This is a genomic window from Paenibacillus sp. FSL R5-0701, from assembly GCF_037973995.1.
Lineage (GTDB): Bacteria > Bacillota > Bacilli > Paenibacillales > Paenibacillaceae > Paenibacillus.
Genome location: NZ_CP150230.1, coordinates 6,319,647 through 6,337,849 on the forward strand (window position 1 = coordinate 6,319,647; position 18,203 = coordinate 6,337,849).

Here is an 18,203-nt window from a genome sequence, read left to right on the forward strand (position 1 = left end):
GGAGCTACCGCGAGTAACTAAACTGGTACTCCGATAGTAGAACAACCTAACATCCGTTCGCGGTTGAGTAGAATGTATCTAGAGCACATCGCTGTAAAACACAAAGAAGCAGGCCGTTGAGAACAAAGTTCTCTGGCCTGCTTCTTTGTTGTACTGTTGTATCTGTAAGGGTACCTTATAGTAGCGGTGGTATTAACCGCGGTTCGTAATCCATTGCTCGGTGATCTCCAGTACCTTCTCACTGCGTCCAATCGCTTCAGCAACTTGACCTGAAGCTGTTCCGCCGTAAACATTACGAGCGTTCACAACCGCTTCCGGTTGCAGCACATCATAGATCCGGTCATCAAACAACGGTGAGAACTGACGGAATTCATCAATCGTCATATCCAGCAAATACTTGCTGTTCTGGATGCAGTACAGCACCGTTTTACCAATCACTTCATGCGCCTGACGGAAAGGCAAGCCTTCGCCCACGAGGAAGTCAGCAATATCCGTAGCATTGGAGAAATCCTGGTTGACCGCTTGACGCATCCGATCCTTGTTCACTGTCATTGTCGCGATCATTGGAGCAAACAGTTGCAGTGCACCCTCCAGCGTCGCTACTGTATCAAACATGCCTTCTTTGTCTTCCTGCATGTCTTTGTTGTATGCCAGTGGAAGAGATTTCAGTACCGTCAGCAAACCGATCAGGTTGCCGTACACACGTCCTGTTTTACCACGCACGAGTTCAGGAACATCTGGGTTTTTCTTCTGTGGCATGATGCTGCTGCCTGTGCAGAATGCATCGTCCAGTTCAACGAATCCAAACTCCGTGCTGCTCCACAATACCAGCTCTTCACTCAGACGGGACAAGTGAGTCATGATCAGCGAAGCTGCCGCCAGGAACTCAACAATGAAGTCACGGTCGCTTACTGCGTCCAGACTGTTCTCGTACACACCATCAAAGCCCAGTTGTTCCGCCACAAAATGACGGTCAATCGGGAAGGTTGTGCCCGCGAGTGCACCTGCGCCCAGTGGCAGGATGTTAATACGTTTGTAGCTGTCCATCAGACGCTCCGCATCCCGTTGGAACATCGATACATACGCCATCAGGTGATGTGCGAACAGAATTGGCTGCGCCCGTTGAAGATGCGTATAACCCGGTACAATGGTATCGAGGTTATCTTTTGCTTGTCCAATCAGTGCTTCCTGCAAGGAATGCAGCATGCCTACAAATCCGACTACGCGCTCGCGTAGGTATAGGTGCATATCCGTTGCAACCTGGTCGTTCCGGCTACGGCCTGTATGTAATTTGCCGCCTACAGGACCAATCGTCTCGATCAGATTTTTCTCAATATTCATGTGGATGTCTTCGTCCGATACGGAGAATTCCACTTCGCCCGCACGGATTTTGTGCAGAACGGTCATCAATCCTTCTTTGATCGTCTCTACATCTTCCGCCGGAAGAATGCCGCATTTGCCCAGCATCGTTACATGGGCCAGACTGCCCTGAATATCTTCCTCAGCCAAAGCCTTGTCAAAATTGATCGATGCCGTATATTCCTCAACCAAATGATTGGTTTGTTTTGTAAAACGTCCTCCCCACAGCTTGCTCACGGTGAGTACTCCCCTTTCGCTCATGGACAAAGCCGCTCCTGCCAGATGTGCAAGAACGGCCTGCCTTATCATTTATATTGATGTAGCTCTTGTATGCAGGTATAAATTAGTTTTTGTTTTGCTCCACGCCGGAGTTTACTTTCAAACGCAGTGCATTCAGGCGGATAAAGCCTGTTGCATCACCTTGATCGTAGGCTTGCGTTGGATCAGCTTCCATCGTTGCGATGTCCGGATTGTAGAGGCTGACAGGACTTTTCACGCCTGCGCCGATGATGTTGCCTTTGTACAGTTTCACACGAACCGTACCTGTTACGTTCTTCTGGCTTTCAGTCACCAGCGCTTGCAGCGCCAGACGTTCCGGTGCGAACCAGAAGCCGTTGTAAACGAGTGTGCTGTAACGTGTGATCAGGCTATCACGCAGGTTCATCACTTCACGGTCCATCGTGATGGACTCCATTTTGCGATGTGCGGTGAACAAGATTGTTCCACCTGGTGTTTCGTATACGCCACGGCTCTTCATACCAACAAAACGGTTCTCAACCATATCTACACGGCCAATACCATGTTTGCCACCCAGCTCGTTCAGTTGCTCCATCACTTGCAGTGGGCTCAAGCGCTCACCGTTCAGTGCAACACAGTCACCTTGTTCGAATTCCAGTTCAACATATTCCGCTTGATCTGGTGCATCTTCAGGTGCACTGCTCAGCAGGAACATGTCTTTGTTCTCGTCCGCGCTTGGATCGAACCAAGGATCTTCTAGCACACCGCTCTCATAGCTGATATGCAGCAAGTTACGGTCTGTCGAGTATGGTTTAGCCGCAGAAGCGGTTACCGGAATGCCATGTTTCTCAGCGTACGCGATCATCTCGGCACGTCCCGGGAATTGGTTACGGAATTCTTCCAGACGCCAAGGTGCAATTACGTTAATGTCTGGTGTCAGTGCAGCCGCGTTCAACTCAAACCGAACTTGGTCATTTCCTTTACCTGTAGCGCCGTGAGCTATGGCTGTAGCACCTTCTGCACGAGCGATATCCACCATACGTTTAGCGATCAGTGGACGAGCAATACTTGTGCCAAGCAGGTATTGTCCTTCATAGAGGGCACCTGCCTGGAACATCGGATAGATGAAATCTTTTGCGAATTCATCGCGTAGATCGTCGATGTATACTTTGGAAGCGCCTGTTGCCAGTGCTTTTTCCTCCAAACCGTCCAATTCATCCTTTTGTCCAATATCCGCTGTGAAAGCGATAATCTCTGCATCATATGTTTCTTTCAACCATTTCAAAATTACAGATGTGTCCAACCCGCCTGAATACGCGAGTACAATTTTTTCCTTAGCCATGTTCAATGGTCCTCCCCAAGATCAGTTAAGTTAAACAGAGCCTTCATACACTGAATCCTACGAGCCAGAAAACCCTTCCGATCACTGTTATCCCCAGATTTTTTCATCCCTTTATGATAAAGGGTAAAATCCGGGGATAGCCTATGCTTCCGATGCAGCTTTCTTTCAGAAAGCTTTCAGGCGACCGCTTCGCTTCTTCAGGCTTTTTCTGTCTCTTCGTTTTTGTGTATGCTTCTTGTTTAATTAACTTTTTAAAGTACATTATAGATGAATCTATCATCGCGAAATCTGCGCCTAAAATCAACCCATAAAGGCAAATAGCATCTATTCGCTCATTAATGCAGCCATTAATGCTTTCTGTGCATGCAAGCGATTCTCCGCCTGATCAAAGATCAGGGAGTTCGGTCCGTCAATTACACCGGCACTCACTTCTTCGCCGCGGTGTGCTGGCAGACAGTGCAAGAACATGTAGTCCGGCTTCGCACCTTTCATCAGTTCCTCGTCCACTTGATATGCTGCAAATGCCTGCTCACGAATCTTCTGCTCTTCTTCAAAGCCCATGCTAGCCCATACATCCGTGTACACGATATCTGCATCTTTCGCAGCTTCCTGTGCACTGTACGTTACAGTCACTTCAGAACCGCTCTCCTGTGCGATAATGCGTGCCTGCTCCACAACTGCACTATCCGGCTCATAACCTTCTGGCGTTGCTACAGCAACATGCATTCCCATCTTCGCTGCACCGAGCATCAGGGAGTGCGCCATGTTGTTGCCATCTCCGATGTAGGCCATTTTCAGACCTGCCAGCTTGCCTTTGTGCTCCAGCACCGTTTGGAAGTCTGCCAGTACCTGACAAGGATGCGCTGCATCGCTCAGGCCGTTAATGACCGGAACATCCGCATGCTCTGCCAGTTCAGTTACATTATGGTGTCCAAAGGTACGGATCATGATGCCGTCCAGGTAACGGGACAATACTTTGGCTGTATCATGTGTTGTTTCCCCGCGACCCAGCTGGATATCATTTTTGCTCAGGAAGAGCGCGTGTCCGCCCAATTGGAACATACCCACTTCAAAGGATACACGCGTACGTGTGGATGATTTTTCAAAAATAAGTCCGATCGTTTTACCTTTCAACGGTTGAAAAGGTACACCGCTTTTTTGTTTGCCTTTAATCTCAATTGCGAGATCAAGCAGATAACGAATCTCCTCGGCCGTATAGTCCGTGAATTCGATAAAATCCCGGCCTCTCAGATCAATCTTCTGAATCTTTTCCGTCTGTTGTGCTGTCATGTATAATGTCCTCCTTATTTCCGGTTCCCTGCACCCGCATGGGCAGAAGAGAGAGCAACATTGACACTTTGTCTTGGTGCTTCTCAAGTTTATTCTTTTCCGCCTTCTGCAAGTTCACCGCGCGGCTACAGGGATTCATCATCTCGTTCTGCTTCGAGGCCGGTAATGGCCCCGAGACAGAAAGGTTCTCATTTTTATATTAGGCTTTCGCCGCTACGTGCTCTTCGATCAATGTGGCTACCAGGGATACCGCCTCGTCGATCTCTTCTTTGCTCACATACAGGTTCGGAAGCAAACGAATCACATTAGGTCCTGCAGAGACAAACAAAATACCGCGTTTTTGCCCAGCAAGCACAATATCACCTACCGGCTCAGCACATTCGATGCCGACCAACAATCCCAAGCCACGAACTTCCTTAACGAAGGAATTGCCCGCCAAACGATTCCGCAGGGAGCTCATCAGGTATTCACCCATCTCCGCTGCACGCTCTGGCAAACGATCTTCCAGCATCGTTTCGATTGTTGCAATCACAACAGATGAAGCAAGTGGTGTTCCGCCAAATGTTGTCGCATGGCTACCTGGTGTGAACGCATCCCGCAGGAAACCTTTACCCAGCATCGCGCCTACAGGGAAACCACTACCGATACCTTTGGCAACGGTGAACACGTCTGGCTCAATACCATAATGTTCGTGTGCAAACAGTTTGCCTGTACGTCCCATTCCCGTTTGTACTTCATCAACAATGAGCAACAATCCGTGCTCGTCACACAGTTTCCGTACATGTTTGACGAATTCCGGCTCAACCGGATATACACCACCCTCGGCCTGAACCATTTCCAGCATAATAGCTGCTGTGTTGGGTCCAATTGCCGCTTCAAGTGCAGGGATATCATGCAAAGGTACAGTTACAAATCCGGCTGGCAATGGCAAAAATCCTTCTTTCACCTTATCCTGTCCGGTTGCTGTCAGTGTTGCAAGCGTCCGTCCATGGAAGGACTGGGCAAAGGTGATCACTTCATAGCGATCTGTGCCTTTCACCTTTTGGTGATAACGACGTGCAACTTTGATAGCTGCTTCATTCGCTTCGGCACCACTGTTGCAGAAGAACACTGCATCAGCGCAAGTATTGGCTGTCAGCAATGCTGCTGCTTTCTCCTGGCCTGGAATCTGGAACAGGTTGGATACATGCCACAGCTCATCAATCTGAGCTTTCAGCTTGGCTCCAACTTTCTCCGGTGCATGGCCCAGGCTAGTTACAGCGAGTCCGCACATGAAATCGAGATAGCGGTTCCCCTGATCGTCCCATAACCAGCTGCCTTTACCTTTGACCAGACTGATTGGATAACGTGCATACGTTTGGAAAAGCGAGCTTTCCGTCTGTGCCGCTGCACCTGTTGCTGTTGCGCCCGCTACCGCTGTGCCAGAACCTGGCTGTTCGTTGCCTTTTGCCATGACCCTATCACTCCTTATTGGTTGGTGCAACGGCAATTATATAAGAGCTCTTATTTACACTAGATCACTCCGATTGCGGAACCATCTTCCGAACGTATGCATACTCCACTTCGATGACAGAACAACCTTCCGATCGCTGTTATCCCTGGATTTTTTTTATTCCCCTTCAATGGGGAAAATCCTGTGATAAAGGCGAGCTGATGCTTACGAAGTAGCTTTCTTTCAGAAAGCTTTTAGCTCCGCTTCTTCAGGTTATTTCTGTCCTCTCCGTTATGCATTTTTATTCTTCAGATTGGTTCTGCACCCTACGTTATTGTGAGTGTAATATTAGATTTCTTATATAAAAAAAGCCGTGCACATATTTTTTTATTTAAATAAGACTATTAAGACCCTAGCGTATCGAGCAAATTATTGCATACGGATGATTCTTGTTCCGATGATTTCTCCGCCGAGCACTCGGCTCAGGATTTGGGGTTCGCTGCCGTCTACGATGACGACCTCACGTACTTGGCCATGGATACATGCGATAGCTGCACGCACTTTGGGAATCATGCCGCCATAGATTTCTCCGGTCTGGATCATGTCCTCAATCTCTTGTACAGATACGGATGGCAGTACTTTTTTCTCGCCGCCTACGTTCTTCATGATGCCAGGAACGTCAGTCACGACAATCATCCGACTTACGCCAAGATGAGAAGCCACTGCACCCGCCGCTGTATCTGCGTTAATGTTGTAGCGTTGTCCAGTTGCATCTACGCCAACTGTTGCAATAACCGGCATGTAACCCATGTTCACGATGCCTTGGATAATCTCTGCATTCACGCTTGTGACATCGCCTACCCAACCGATCTCTGCATGGTTTGAAACAGGTTTAGCCTGAATCAGACCCCCGTCCACGCCGGACAAGCCTAGTGCACGACCGCCCACACGTTGAATCAGACGTACGATCTGCTTGTTGATAGTACCCGCAAGGACCATCTCCACTACGTCCAGCACAGGTTCAGTTGTTTTGCGCAGGCCATTAACGAATTCCGTTTCGATACCAAGCTTTGCCAGGTTATCTGAGATCGCAGGACCTCCACCATGCACGATTACCGGTTGCGTGCCCTGAGACTGCAAATCACGCAGATCCGCAAAGAAAGACTCAGGTAATGCTGCCAGCGTGCTGCCTCCACATTTCATGACAAACATCTGTTTCTCTGTGCTCGCTTCCGTTGCGGTACTCTCGTTTGGCATTGTTGAATTCATGAGGGCAAGCTCCTTCCATAGTAAAAATTACATTCAAAAAAATATAACACTTTTATAAGGTGACGAAGGCTGTAGGAGTCCATTCCGAATTCGGATTGTTCTTTCGATCGCTGTTGTCTCCAGGTTTCTTGAATTATCCCTATATAGGGGAATACCCGGAGACAAAGGCGACCGCTCCGCTTATGCAGAATCAATTCCGTCTTCTCCATTACTATCGCTATATGTTCAACACCAAACAACAAGTTTAAATTTTATTGATAATTTTTGAAACATCTCACGAAACAGCTACACAATAGAAGACAGCTGTTTCGCAAAACCTTTATCCCAAAGACTTATTACGTGCGGTATGCGGCGTTAATTCGAACGTAGTCATACGTCAGGTCACAGCCCCAGGCTGTTGCTGTTCCTTCGCCGTGGTGCAGATCCACCACAATGCGCACTGTATCGGTCTGCAAATAGGCCAATGCCGCTTCTTCGTCAAACAGGACTGGGCGAGACTGCGCAAGTACCGAGATATCTCCCAAACGAATATCTACCGTATCCGGGTTCACCGGCTGTCCTGCACGCCCTACGGCTGCAATAATCCGTCCCCAGTTGGCATCTGCGCCAAACATCGCGGATTTCACCAGACTGGACCCGATGACAGTTTTCGCGATTGCTTGCGCGGACTCATCACTTACTGCTCCTGTAACTTCTACCTCAACCAGTTTGGTTGCTCCTTCACCATCACGAGCAATGGCTTTGGCTAGCACTTGGCAAACATAGGTGAAGCCGGCTGCAAAAGCGTCCCAATCTGGATGCTCTGTGGTCAGCTCTTCATTGCCTGCATAACCACTGGACATAGCTACCAGCATGTCGTTTGTACTCGTATCCCCATCAACGGTAATCATGTTGAATGTATGATTCGTTGCCTGGCGCAGCAGACGCTGCAACGCTTCTGCACCAATGACCGCGTCAGAGGTCATGAAAGCGAGCATTGTCGCCATATTCGGATGAATCATACCCGAGCCTTTGGCGGCTCCCGCAATCGTAACCGTCTTGCCGTTAACTATAACGGAGACGCAGGCTTCCTTTTTCACCAAATCCGTTGTCAGAATCGCTTGTGAAAATTGCTCCGCCTCATTCGATTCCTTGCCCATATGCGCTGGAAGTCCGGTGATGCCTGAATGTACAGCATCCATCTTGAGCAATTCCCCAATGACACCTGTGGATGCCACAGCCACGTCTTCTTCTGCCACACCCAACTCACGCGCAGCTGCCGAACGCATCGCATAAGCATCTTCTTCCCCTTGTTGCCCTGTACATGCATTCGCATTACCACTGTTGACGATAACAGCCTGAAGGCGTCCATTGCTCAAGCTTTCGCGTGTTACTTTGAGTGGCGCCGCCTGAAACACGTTCGTTGTGTATACAGCAGCAGCTGTAGCCGGTACATCACATCGGATCGCTCCGATGTCATTACGAGATGTCTTTTTCAATCCGCAGTGAAGTCCACCAGCAGTGAATCCCCCAGGGGTTACAATTGTTCCGTTCTCAACCACGGTAAAAGTATGTTGCTCCACATTCGTTCCCATATCATATCCCCCGTATGCGTTCAGCTATATGCTGATGATCGCCTGCTTAACCTGATCCGTTCTCCTTAAGTGACTCCGAGAAAGCACTTTACACCGAATGTTCCAGTGCTCCTCCTGAATTCCAATCCCTTATGGATATACCGGTGTCATGTTCAGCCCGAGGTTCTCCTCCCATCCCATCATCAGGTTCATATTTTGAATCGCTTGCCCGGAAGCACCCTTCACCAGGTTGTCGATAACCGAAATAATCGTTAAACGACCTGTGCGAGGATCCACCGCAAATCCGATATCACAATAGTTGGATCCGTACACTTCCTTAGTAGAAGGCCAGATGCCCGGTTCACGTACACGTACGAAAGGCCGGTTCTCATAATATTTGCGGTATAAATCTACGATCTCCCGGTCGCTGTGTTCCCCAACGAGGTTTGCATACATCGTACTCATAATTCCACGTGTCATTGGTACCAGATGTGTTGTGAAAGTAACCGTAACAGACGTTCCCGTTATATTGCCAAGCACTTGTTCGATCTCGGGAATATGTTGATGTTTATTCAGTTTGTAGGCTTTGAAATTCTCATTCATCTCTGCATAATGATTTGTCAGACTTGTTCCACGTCCTGCTCCGGATACGCCTGATTTGGCATCAATAATAATAGTAGAAGGATCAATCCAGCCTGCCTCTACTGCAGGGATCAGTCCAAGAAGTGTAGCCGTTGGATAACAACCTGGGTTGGATATAAAATTCTGTCCCTTCACTTCTTCGCCATACACCTCAGCCATGCCGTATACCGCTTGTTCCAGCAAATCAGCTGAAGGAGCCGGATGTTTATACCACTCTTCGTACACTGTTCCATCCTTAAGTCTGAAATCACCAGACAGGTCAATCACCTTAAGTCCTGCTGCCAGTAGGCTTGGTACGAGCTTAGCACTTACGCCGGACGGGGTCGCTGTGAATACCAGATCCGCGCGACTCGCAATTTCAGCCGGATCTACACCGTCGAGTGGCCTGTGAATCACGCCCGTCAAATGCGGAAATCCATCTGCGATGGACTCACCACTGCTCGATGATGAGATCACCGATGTGATTTCAACCAAGGGATGGTTCTGGAAAAAACGAATCAGCTCCACCCCGCCGTAGCCGGTGGAACCGACGATTGCTACTTTTAATTTGTTATTCACTCTCGCTCCCCCAATCTCGATGTATGCGCTACTTGTGCTATGTCCTTGCCTGAAGGATACTTGAACACAGCAATTCCGTCGCTTATATGCATATTTGTGTATTATTATACGACTCTGGTTATATAAATACAACACTCTATCATCAATTTCACATGGATTTCCATCCAATCCGAACATATCTTTTTTAACATCCGGGACGAATAGGTATACATCTGTTAAAATACGTATTAGTAGGAAACATTACAATCAGGGTCTCATTCATAACTAACCTGCTAATCAAGGACATATGAATAGATTCATGATGGTCATAATGAGACGTGGGGGACTATAGTGCATATCGAATCCATTTTACTTATTGTACTCCTTGGCCTGAATATTATTTTTGCGGCAGCAGTCGTTTTCTTCGAACGGAAGGATGCCAGCGCTTCATGGGCTTGGCTGCTCGTCTTGAACTTTATTCCGGTGTTTGGGTTTGTACTTTATCTTTTAACCGGTCAGAACCTGACCCGATACCGGCTTTTCCAGTGGAAAGAACGTAAGAAGCTCGGGCTAGAGGAACGTATTGAAGCCCAGCTCACGCAGTTGCACGATAACCGCACACCTTTCCGGAACCAAGCAACCGAGACTAGCCAGGACATGATCTATATGAACCTGAAGCAGAACGGTGCTCTGGTGACGGAAGATAATGCGGTTGAGATCATTACGGACGGAACAGACAAGTTTCAACGGCTCTTGGATGACATCGAAGCGGCCAAGGATCACGTCCACGTACAATACTACATTTATAGAGGCGACCGTCTGGGCAAAAGAATTCGGGATGCACTTATCCGCAAAGCGCGGGAAGGCATCAAAGTTCGTTTGCTGTATGACGCGCTCGGATCGCGGCGGGTATCCAAACGCTTTTTCAAAGAATTGCGCGAAGCAGGCGGTTTGGTTGAAGTCTTTTTCCCCTCCAAATTCAGTCTGATCAACTTGCGTATGAACTACCGGAACCACCGGAAGATTGTCATCATCGATGGTAACCTGGGGTACACGGGCGGATTTAACGTTGGAGATGAGTATCTTGGCTTGAACTCGAAATTCGGTTACTGGCGTGACACACATCTGCGTATTCAGGGGAATGCCGTTCATGCGTTGCAGACCCGGTTCCTCCTGGATTGGAATGAAGCGTCCAAACAACACGACACACCCTACGTTCCGGCGCATTTCCCTCATATCGAGGGTACAGGAAAGATTGCCATGCAGATTGTCTCCAGTGGACCGGATGCAGAGACTGAACATATTAAGAACAGTTATCTCAAGATGATTAACGGGGCCAAACAATCGATTCTGATTCAAACGCCTTATTTTATCCCGGATGCCAGTGTATTCGAAGCTATTCGTCTCGCGTGTCTGTCCGGCATAGATGTTCGCATCATGATTCCAAATAAACCCGACCACGCCTTTGTATATTGGGCTACGTTATCTTATATTGGTGAGTTGTTGAAGGTGGGCGCCAAAGTATTTATATATGATAATGGCTTCATTCATGCCAAAACACTTATCATTGACAGTTTGGTTGCATCCGTGGGAACCGCCAATATTGACTACCGCAGTTTCCGGTTGAACTTTGAGGTTAATGCTTTTATGTACGATGAAGCGATTGCGACAGCACTTGTACAAACCTTTGAGCACGACCTGCATGTATCGCGAGAAATGACGCTCGATGAATACCAAAAACGTAGTCTCATTATCCGCTTCAAAGAAGCCATTTCCCGTCTGCTATCTCCGATTTTGTAGCGGTCAATATTTATAGTAAAAAAACAGGCACATCCTCTCCCGTCATTTTGGAGAAGGATGTGCCTGTTTTTTTCTTGTCTTGAACATCCAAACGTATGAGCCCTACACGGCTCACTTGCTATTTTTCACACCGTTCACACATGTTCTCCCCGCTTAAAGCCTTCGCCGAGCACTTCGTGCGCGTTACTGATAATGACAAATGCTCCCGGGTCCACAGACCGGATCAACGCTTTAAGTCTTGGTACCTCATTTTGCCCAACCACGACCATCAGTACTGTTCGTTGATCATCGGTGTAACCACCTTTGGCTTCCAGCTTTGTTAATCCGCGATCCAAGTCATCCAGAATCACTTTGCTAATCGCTTCGGTCTGGTTGGAGATAATATAAGCCACCTTGGAAAAGCCCAGCCCCATCTCAACAGCATCGATCACTTTACCAGTAACATACAACCCAATCAGCGCATAGAGGGACTGCTCCAACGACAATACAAAAGCAGCCATAATAATAACCGTAGCATCCATGATGACTACACACAGCGAGTAACTCAATCCACTGTATTTCTGTACGATTCTGGCAAGAATGCTCATGCCACCTGTTGATCCTCTACCTCGGTATACAATTCCAATCCCTAAACCAACACCAATCCCACCATACAGTGAACCAAGTAGCGGATTCGTTGTTGGAATGGCCCAATCCTTCGTGAGATAGACTAACAGTGGCAGAACAATGCTACCCAGTACTGAACGAATTCCATACTGCTTACCAATAAGCAGGAAACCAGCGATCAGGAGTGGGATATTAATTGCCCATTGGGTATATGCCGGCTCCCAATTAAGCCATTCCTTGCCCAGAATTGATAACCCGGACACCCCACCCGAAGCGATCTGATTTGGTAATAAAAATAAATTAAAGGCCACTGCAATTAAAAACGAACCTACAATGATAGATACCGTATCCACGACGTTTCTCCATGGACCATTGAGTGGAATGAGGCTAGTTATCCTCTTTTTGCGATTATTGTGAAGTTGTGATCGTTGTTGCATGTTCTCGTGCTCTCCTTTTATGTGACTGATCAGTTGTTCGCTCATTTCTTCTATCCTATAAAATTATTCAAAAAAAAGCTCCCGTATACACCAGCATACGCCTACACGTATGGGTCCATACAGGAACTTATATTAATCGGTTTCTACTTTAATCTGGCTACGCAAATAACCATCGATGAATGCATCGAGGTCGCCGTCCATTACTGCCCCTGTATTTCCAGTCTCCACGCTTGTACGGTGATCCTTTACCATACTATAGGGATGGAACACATAGGAGCGAATCTGGCTACCCCATGAAATATCCGACTGATCTCCTCGGATTTCATCCAGCTGTTGTTTTTGCTCTTCAATTTTACGCTCATACAATTTCGAACGAAGCATCTTCATCGCCCGCTCACGGTTCTTGATCTGTGAACGTTCATTCTGACACGTTACAACTACACCTGTCGGAAGGTGGGTAATCCGCACGGCTGAGTCGGTGGTATTGATATGCTGTCCACCCGCGCCACTCGCACGGTAGGTATCAATCTTGAGATCCTCTGTTCGAATGTCCAATTCAATCGTATCATCAATCTCAGGAACCACATCACATGATACGAAGGACGTATGTCTACGGCCCGATGAGTCAAAAGGAGAGATCCGCACCAGTCGGTGTACACCCTTCTCGGCTTTCAGATAACCATAAGCATTGTGCCCCTTGATCGATAGCGTGACGCTCTTGATCCCCGCCTCATCTCCTGGCAGATAATCCAGAACCTCAACCTTGAAGCCACGCTTCTCGGCCCAACGTGTGTACATCCGGAGTAACATCTGTCCCCAGTCCTGTGACTCGGTACCACCTGCCCCCGGATGAAGCTCTAGAATGGCATCCATCTTATCATACGGCTGGTTCAGGAGCAGCTGAAGTTCGAACTCTGCCACCTTGCTCACGATCGCTGTGACGCTTCTACCGATCTCTGCAGCGAGGTCTTCGTCGCCTTCCTCGTCAGCCAGTTCTACCATCATCACCGCATCATCATAATCCTGTTGGAGTTTGGTGTATTGATCCACAGATCCCTTCACCGCATTTAGCTCAGCGATTACGGATTGCGCCTTGTCACTATCATCCCAGAAATCCGGGGCAGACATCTTCACTTCGAAGTTGCCGATCATCTCTTGCTTCAGATCTAAGTCAAAGAGACCCCCTAAGGTTGGTTAGTTTTTTGCCTATTTCACGCAGGTCATGCTTCACGTTTGGATCGATCATGTGCAATTCCTCTTTTCATTAAGATAAGCTCCCCGCATCCAGGGCATTCCTCCAGATCAAGTATCCGATGCGTTACCCTGGTGTTGAGACTACTGTTGTATCAGTATATCTCTTCCCCGTGATCATGGTCATATTATTATAACTATGCACCATTAATCGGTTTTGCATCCTTCACTTCATCCTATGGAATACCCGGCTGCAAGGAGCCATTCATGTCATTCGTGTATAAATGAACCCTTTAACTACTCTTGACCGTGGCAGTGTTTGAATTTCTTGCCACTACCGCATGGGCATGGATCGTTACGTCCGATTTGGTCAGAAACCTTCACTGGACGTTTCTCAGCAGGTTCACCGCTTGTCGAGATCTGACTTTCCTCAACAACCGCTTGACGCTCCTGATTGCTCTCGATCTGTGCTCTCATCACATAAGTCGCTACTTCTTCTTGAATCGAAGCGATCATCTGATGGAACATCTCGAAGCCTTCGAACTGGTACTCACGCAGTGGATCTGTACCGCCGTAGGCACGAAGGTGGATACCTTGACGCAATTGATCCATTGCATCAATATGATCCATCCACTTGCTGTCTACTGCACGGAGCACAACCACTTTCTCGAACTCACGAACCATCTCTTCGCCAATTCGCTCTTCACGTGCATTGTACTTGTTCTGAACTTTCGTGAACAGGAACTCGATGATCTCTTCTGCTTCCTTACCCCACAGATCATCTTTAGTTATGGAACCATCGTCCAGCAATTTGCTGTTCATGTAATCAGCAACTTCCTGAAGCTCCCAGTTTTCCGGGATATCGTCACTACAATGTGCTTCAACGATACGTTCAATGGAAGGCTTGATCATATCCATAACGATTTGTTTGATATTTTCGGACTCCAGTACCTCGCGGCGCTGTTTATATATAATTTCACGTTGTTGGTTCATTACATCATCATATTGGAGAACGACTTTACGCACGTCAAAGTTGTTACCTTCAACACGCTTCTGCGCTGATTCTACTGCACGGGTAATCATCCGGCTCTCGATCGGTTGGTCTTCTTCAAAACCAAGACGCTCCATCATGTTCAATACATTGTCTGCACCGAAACGTCTCATCAATTCATCACCCAGTGACAGGTAGAATTGTGTTGAACCCGGGTCACCTTGACGTCCCGCACGGCCACGTAGCTGATTATCAATCCGGCGTGATTCGTGACGCTCTGTACCGATGATATGAAGGCCGCCTACTTCAGCTACACCATCACCCAAGATAATATCTGTACCCCGTCCTGCCATGTTGGTTGCAATCGTTACTGCACCCGCTTGACCAGCTCCTGAGATGATCTCTGCTTCTTCCGCGTGGTACTTGGCGTTCAGTACCTGGTGTTTGACACCACGGCGTTTAAGCATGTCAGACAGGCGTTCAGAGTTCTCAATGGACACTGTACCTACCAGAATCGGTTGATTCTTACTGTGGCGTGCCACGATCTCTTCTACAACGGCATTGAACTTGCCATCGATGCTCTTATACACGACATCTGCCATGTCATCGCGTTTATTCGGACGGTTAGTTGGAATTTGCAGTACTTCGAGACCGTAGATTTTTTTGAACTCTTCTTCCTCGGTTTTCGCTGTACCCGTCATACCCGCAAGTTTACGGTACATCCGGAAATAGTTCTGGAAGGTAATCGTAGCAAGCGTCATGCTCTCATTTTGTACTTCAATGCCTTCTTTGGCTTCAATCGCTTGGTGCAATCCATCACTGTAACGACGTCCAGACATCAGACGACCTGTGAATTCATCAACGATCATGACTTCCTCATCACTGACAACATAATCCACGTCACGACGCATGATTGCATTAGCTTTCAAGCCCTGTACAATGTGATGGTTGAGAGTTACATTGGCATGATCATACAAGTTCTCGATACCAAATGCTTTCTCTGCTTTTGCCACGCCCGCCTCAGTCAACGCTACGGATTTCACCTTAATGTCTACCGTAAAGTCTTCTTCCGGCACCAAACGTTTCACAAAACGATCTGCTGCATAGTACATATCCGTCGACTTCTGAGCTTGTCCAGAGATAATGAGTGGCGTACGCGCCTCATCGACCAAGATGGAGTCTACTTCATCAATGATACAGAAGAACAATGGACGTTGTACCATTTGCTCTTTGTAAAGCACCATGTTGTCACGCAGATAGTCAAAACCAAACTCATTGTTCGTTCCGTACGTAATATCACATGCATATGCATGTTGTTTCAACGCATGGTCCATACCGCTGAGGTTAACCCCAACCGTCATGCCCATGAACTCATAGATTTGTCCCATTTCCTGGCTATCCCGTTGTGCCAAGTAGTCATTGACCGTGACCACGTGTACACCTTTGGACATTAACGCGTTCAGATATACCGGAAGTGTTCCTACCAGCGTTTTACCTTCACCCGTTTTCATCTCGGAAATACGGCCTTCATGCAGAGCGATACCGCCCAGCATCTGTACATCGTAGTGACGTTTGCCCAGTACACGACGTGATGCCTCACGTACAGTTGCAAATGCCTCTGGAAGAAGCTCATCTGTTGTTTCTCCCTTTTCAATACGAGCACGGTATTCGTCCGTTTTACCTTTCAGTTGTTCATCAGACAACGCCTGAAATTGTGGTTCCAGTTTATTGATCACATCGACCGTCTTCATCAGACGTTTAACATCACGTTCATTCATGTCGCCGAAGATCTTTTTGACAAGTCCTAGCATGGTATACCCCTTTCGTGCAAAACAGAATAGACCCCCTGTTGCCGCCATGCGACACCATCGGATGGATGTTGCATCCACTTGCCCGGGGGTGACAAACAATATAAAAAGTAATATGGATGAATCAACTCCAGGCTTGCCAAGGGTTCCTCATGAAGCTGATTCGGTATTCAAACGGATTCGGTTATTAAAAAGTAGCCGAAGCCCGAGCCTTGCGAATCATGTTCATGGTGCTGTGCCTGTCATTGATTATGATTAGCGATCATTCGTTGACAATTCCTCATCAGGACAATGATTCTCTTTGCATAAATTGTAACAGTTTGTAAGAGCCGCCGCAACACGCCACGGCACACTTCTTTGAACTTCTGAGACATATCAAACCGAGTTTAAGTGCAAAAAATCATAGTCGTTAGCGGAAGCGTCCGATTGTCATGTTTCGTTTTGCAGGATAGACAGCTCTGTCAACGAATTTTGATGGTAAATTTGGATGGAAATCTCAATATCCAGTTCTCGAATGTAGGTATACGAATATTTTCGTAAGCATCGGAATCTGGTGATAAACTTGTACCAATTATGATTATTCTTACTATCTATTAGACGCAGCAGCATAGTGAATAGTTTCACCATTTTATTTCCAAAGGTGATTTCCCAGCTCCTCTACGCACAAAAGAGCCCCATCCCCTAAAGGATGGAAGCTCTTGTTAAGTCCAATCCAGGAAACTACAGTCCCTGTCTTCATTATTATTAGATATTCATACGCATGTCCGTTCCGATGATCCTGTACGTTAAGATTAACCTTGTTCGATCAATCCGTACTTACCATCGTTCCGTTTGTAAACAACGCTAACTTCTTCACTGTCAATGTTGGAGAATACGAAGAAATTGTGACCAACCATGTTCATTTGGAGGATGGCCTCTTCCACGTCCATTGGTTTCAACATAAAGCGTTTCGTCCGTACGACTTCAAAATCATCGTCATCCGTATCCGTATCCGTATCCGTATCCAGTTCAGCAGTAGCTACAGTACCTGTTGGATCTTCAACGAAGAGTGTTTTCAGGCTACCTTCCTGGCGGAACTTACGGTTAATTTTTGTTTTGTGTTTGCGGATCTGACGTTCCAGCTTGTCCACCACGGAGTCAATGGATGCGTACATATCGTCGCTTTCATCCTCGGCGCGGAGCACAATGCCTTTCAAAGGGATCGTCACCTCTACCGTATGCAAACCTCTCGTCGTGCTCAATGTAACAGCACCGTCAGAGTTAAGGGGTGCATCGAAATACTTCTCGAGTCTACTCAACTTTTTGTCGACATAATCCTTCAAAGCATCAGTAACCTCGATTTGTTGACCTCGAATACTTAAATTCATAGGGCACTCCTCCTTTTTCCTTTGCCACTTCATTATAACACGAATGTAAGCTCCATGTAAAAACTCCCGGTGACCGAATAATGACATCTGTTCAAGCCACATCTGCCAACGTAGGCTTAACGCCATATTTCGCGATATTTCGCCATTTTCGGGCAAAATCAACAAAAAAATCAATCATTATCCTGGAGCAACTTATCCGGCGCTTGATGATGTATTTAACCGTTTTTGAGGTGATTTAATCTGTTATGTAAAACGGAGGTTTAGAATAGTGCTTGAACAGAGCCCTTTTGTATCGTGTAATAGACCGGGGATATCTCCCATAATTTAAATTCTATGAACGCA

13 protein-coding genes are annotated in these 18,203 nt (G+C 47.3%); 2 read left to right on the plus strand and 11 right to left on the minus strand.

From position 1 onward, the window contains the following. Nucleotides 1–192: 192 nt before the first annotated feature. The 7 genes from argH to argC all read right to left on the minus strand — a co-directional run bounded on the left by argH (nt 193) and on the right by argC (nt 9,682). Nucleotides 193–1,596 carry an argininosuccinate lyase gene (argH, locus tag MKZ13_RS27880; RefSeq protein WP_339185460.1) on the minus strand — a complete coding sequence of 468 codons (1,404 nt, stop codon included), beginning with the start codon at nt 1,594–1,596 and terminating at the stop codon, nt 193–195. A gap of 106 nt (nt 1,597–1,702) precedes the next feature. After that, a complete protein-coding gene (locus MKZ13_RS27885; protein WP_017692004.1) occupies nt 1,703–2,938 on the minus strand; it encodes an argininosuccinate synthase in 1,236 nt (411 codons plus the stop codon). 324 nt (nt 2,939–3,262) lie between these two features. Next, nucleotides 3,263–4,228 carry an ornithine carbamoyltransferase gene (gene argF / locus MKZ13_RS27890; RefSeq protein ID WP_047840650.1) on the minus strand — a complete coding sequence of 322 codons (966 nt, stop codon included), beginning with the start codon at nt 4,226–4,228 and terminating at the stop codon, nt 3,263–3,265. 199 nt (nt 4,229–4,427) lie between these two features. Further along, complete coding sequence (locus tag MKZ13_RS27895) at nt 4,428–5,681, minus strand: aspartate aminotransferase family protein (RefSeq protein WP_169479733.1); 1,254 nt, start codon at nt 5,679–5,681, stop codon at nt 4,428–4,430. A 408-nt stretch (nt 5,682–6,089) separates the two neighbouring features. Continuing rightward, nucleotides 6,090–6,929 (minus strand): acetylglutamate kinase, encoded by an 840-nt coding sequence (gene argB, locus MKZ13_RS27900; protein ID WP_339179799.1) that lies wholly within the window; start codon nt 6,927–6,929, stop codon nt 6,090–6,092. A 335-nt stretch (nt 6,930–7,264) separates the two neighbouring features. Then, nucleotides 7,265–8,491 (minus strand): bifunctional glutamate N-acetyltransferase/amino-acid acetyltransferase ArgJ, encoded by a 1,227-nt coding sequence (gene argJ / locus MKZ13_RS27905; protein ID WP_339185461.1) that lies wholly within the window; start codon nt 8,489–8,491, stop codon nt 7,265–7,267. Nucleotides 8,492–8,632: 141 nt separating this feature from the next. Next, on the minus strand, nt 8,633–9,682 hold the full coding sequence (gene argC / locus MKZ13_RS27910; RefSeq protein ID WP_339179802.1) for an N-acetyl-gamma-glutamyl-phosphate reductase: 1,050 nt from the start codon (nt 9,680–9,682) through the stop codon (nt 8,633–8,635). A 330-nt stretch (nt 9,683–10,012) separates the two neighbouring features. On the opposite strand from argC, the gene cls reads away from it, so the two are divergent. Next, nucleotides 10,013–11,461 (plus strand): cardiolipin synthase, encoded by a 1,449-nt coding sequence (cls, locus tag MKZ13_RS27915; protein ID WP_339179805.1) that lies wholly within the window; start codon nt 10,013–10,015, stop codon nt 11,459–11,461. A 134-nt stretch (nt 11,462–11,595) separates the two neighbouring features. On the opposite strand, the gene MKZ13_RS27920 is transcribed toward cls, so the two are convergent. The 3 genes from MKZ13_RS27920 to secA all read right to left on the minus strand — a co-directional run bounded on the left by MKZ13_RS27920 (nt 11,596) and on the right by secA (nt 16,497). Further along, complete coding sequence (locus tag MKZ13_RS27920; RefSeq protein WP_169479738.1) at nt 11,596–12,504, minus strand: YitT family protein; 909 nt, start codon at nt 12,502–12,504, stop codon at nt 11,596–11,598. Nucleotides 12,505–12,636: 132 nt separating this feature from the next. Further along, nucleotides 12,637–13,750 (minus strand): peptide chain release factor 2 gene (gene prfB, locus MKZ13_RS27925; RefSeq protein ID WP_100528440.1). Its coding sequence is split into 2 segments (ribosomal slippage): nt 12,637–13,677 and nt 13,679–13,750, totalling 1,113 coding nucleotides; the frame shifts between segments, so codons are not numbered across the junction. A 242-nt stretch (nt 13,751–13,992) separates the two neighbouring features. Continuing rightward, nucleotides 13,993–16,497 (minus strand): preprotein translocase subunit SecA, encoded by a 2,505-nt coding sequence (gene secA / locus MKZ13_RS27930; protein WP_036667733.1) that lies wholly within the window; start codon nt 16,495–16,497, stop codon nt 13,993–13,995. An 88-nt stretch (nt 16,498–16,585) separates the two neighbouring features. Between secA and MKZ13_RS27935 the strand changes: the two genes are divergently transcribed. After that, the gene (locus MKZ13_RS27935) at nt 16,586–16,753 is read left to right on the plus strand and encodes a hypothetical protein (protein WP_338707151.1); all 168 of its coding nucleotides are present in this window, start codon (nt 16,586–16,588) and stop codon (nt 16,751–16,753) included. A 532-nt stretch (nt 16,754–17,285) separates the two neighbouring features. Here MKZ13_RS27935 and raiA read toward each other — a convergent pair. Continuing rightward, the gene (gene raiA / locus MKZ13_RS27940) at nt 17,286–17,861 is read right to left on the minus strand and encodes a ribosome-associated translation inhibitor RaiA (protein ID WP_339179810.1); all 576 of its coding nucleotides are present in this window, start codon (nt 17,859–17,861) and stop codon (nt 17,286–17,288) included. Nucleotides 17,862–18,203 lie beyond the last annotated feature (342 nt).

Excerpts from the sequence above, each read along its gene's own strand:
- MKZ13_RS27885 (WP_017692004.1), bottom strand. The coding sequence starts at position 2,938 with ATGGCTAAGGAAAAAATTGTACTCGCGTATTCAGGCGGGTTGGACACA.
- argF (WP_047840650.1), bottom strand. The coding sequence starts at position 4,228 with ATGACAGCACAACAGACGGAAAAGATTCAGAAGATTGATCTGAGAGGC.
- MKZ13_RS27895 (WP_169479733.1), bottom strand. The coding sequence starts at position 5,681 with ATGGCAAAAGGCAACGAACAGCCAGGTTCTGGCACAGCGGTAGCGGGC.
- argB (WP_339179799.1), bottom strand. The coding sequence starts at position 6,929 with ATGAATTCAACAATGCCAAACGAGAGTACCGCAACGGAAGCGAGCACA.
- MKZ13_RS27920 (WP_169479738.1), bottom strand. The coding sequence starts at position 12,504 with ATGCAACAACGATCACAACTTCACAATAATCGCAAAAAGAGGATAACT.
- secA (WP_036667733.1), bottom strand. The coding sequence starts at position 16,497 with ATGCTAGGACTTGTCAAAAAGATCTTCGGCGACATGAATGAACGTGAT.
- raiA (WP_339179810.1), bottom strand. The coding sequence starts at position 17,861 with ATGAATTTAAGTATTCGAGGTCAACAAATCGAGGTTACTGATGCTTTG.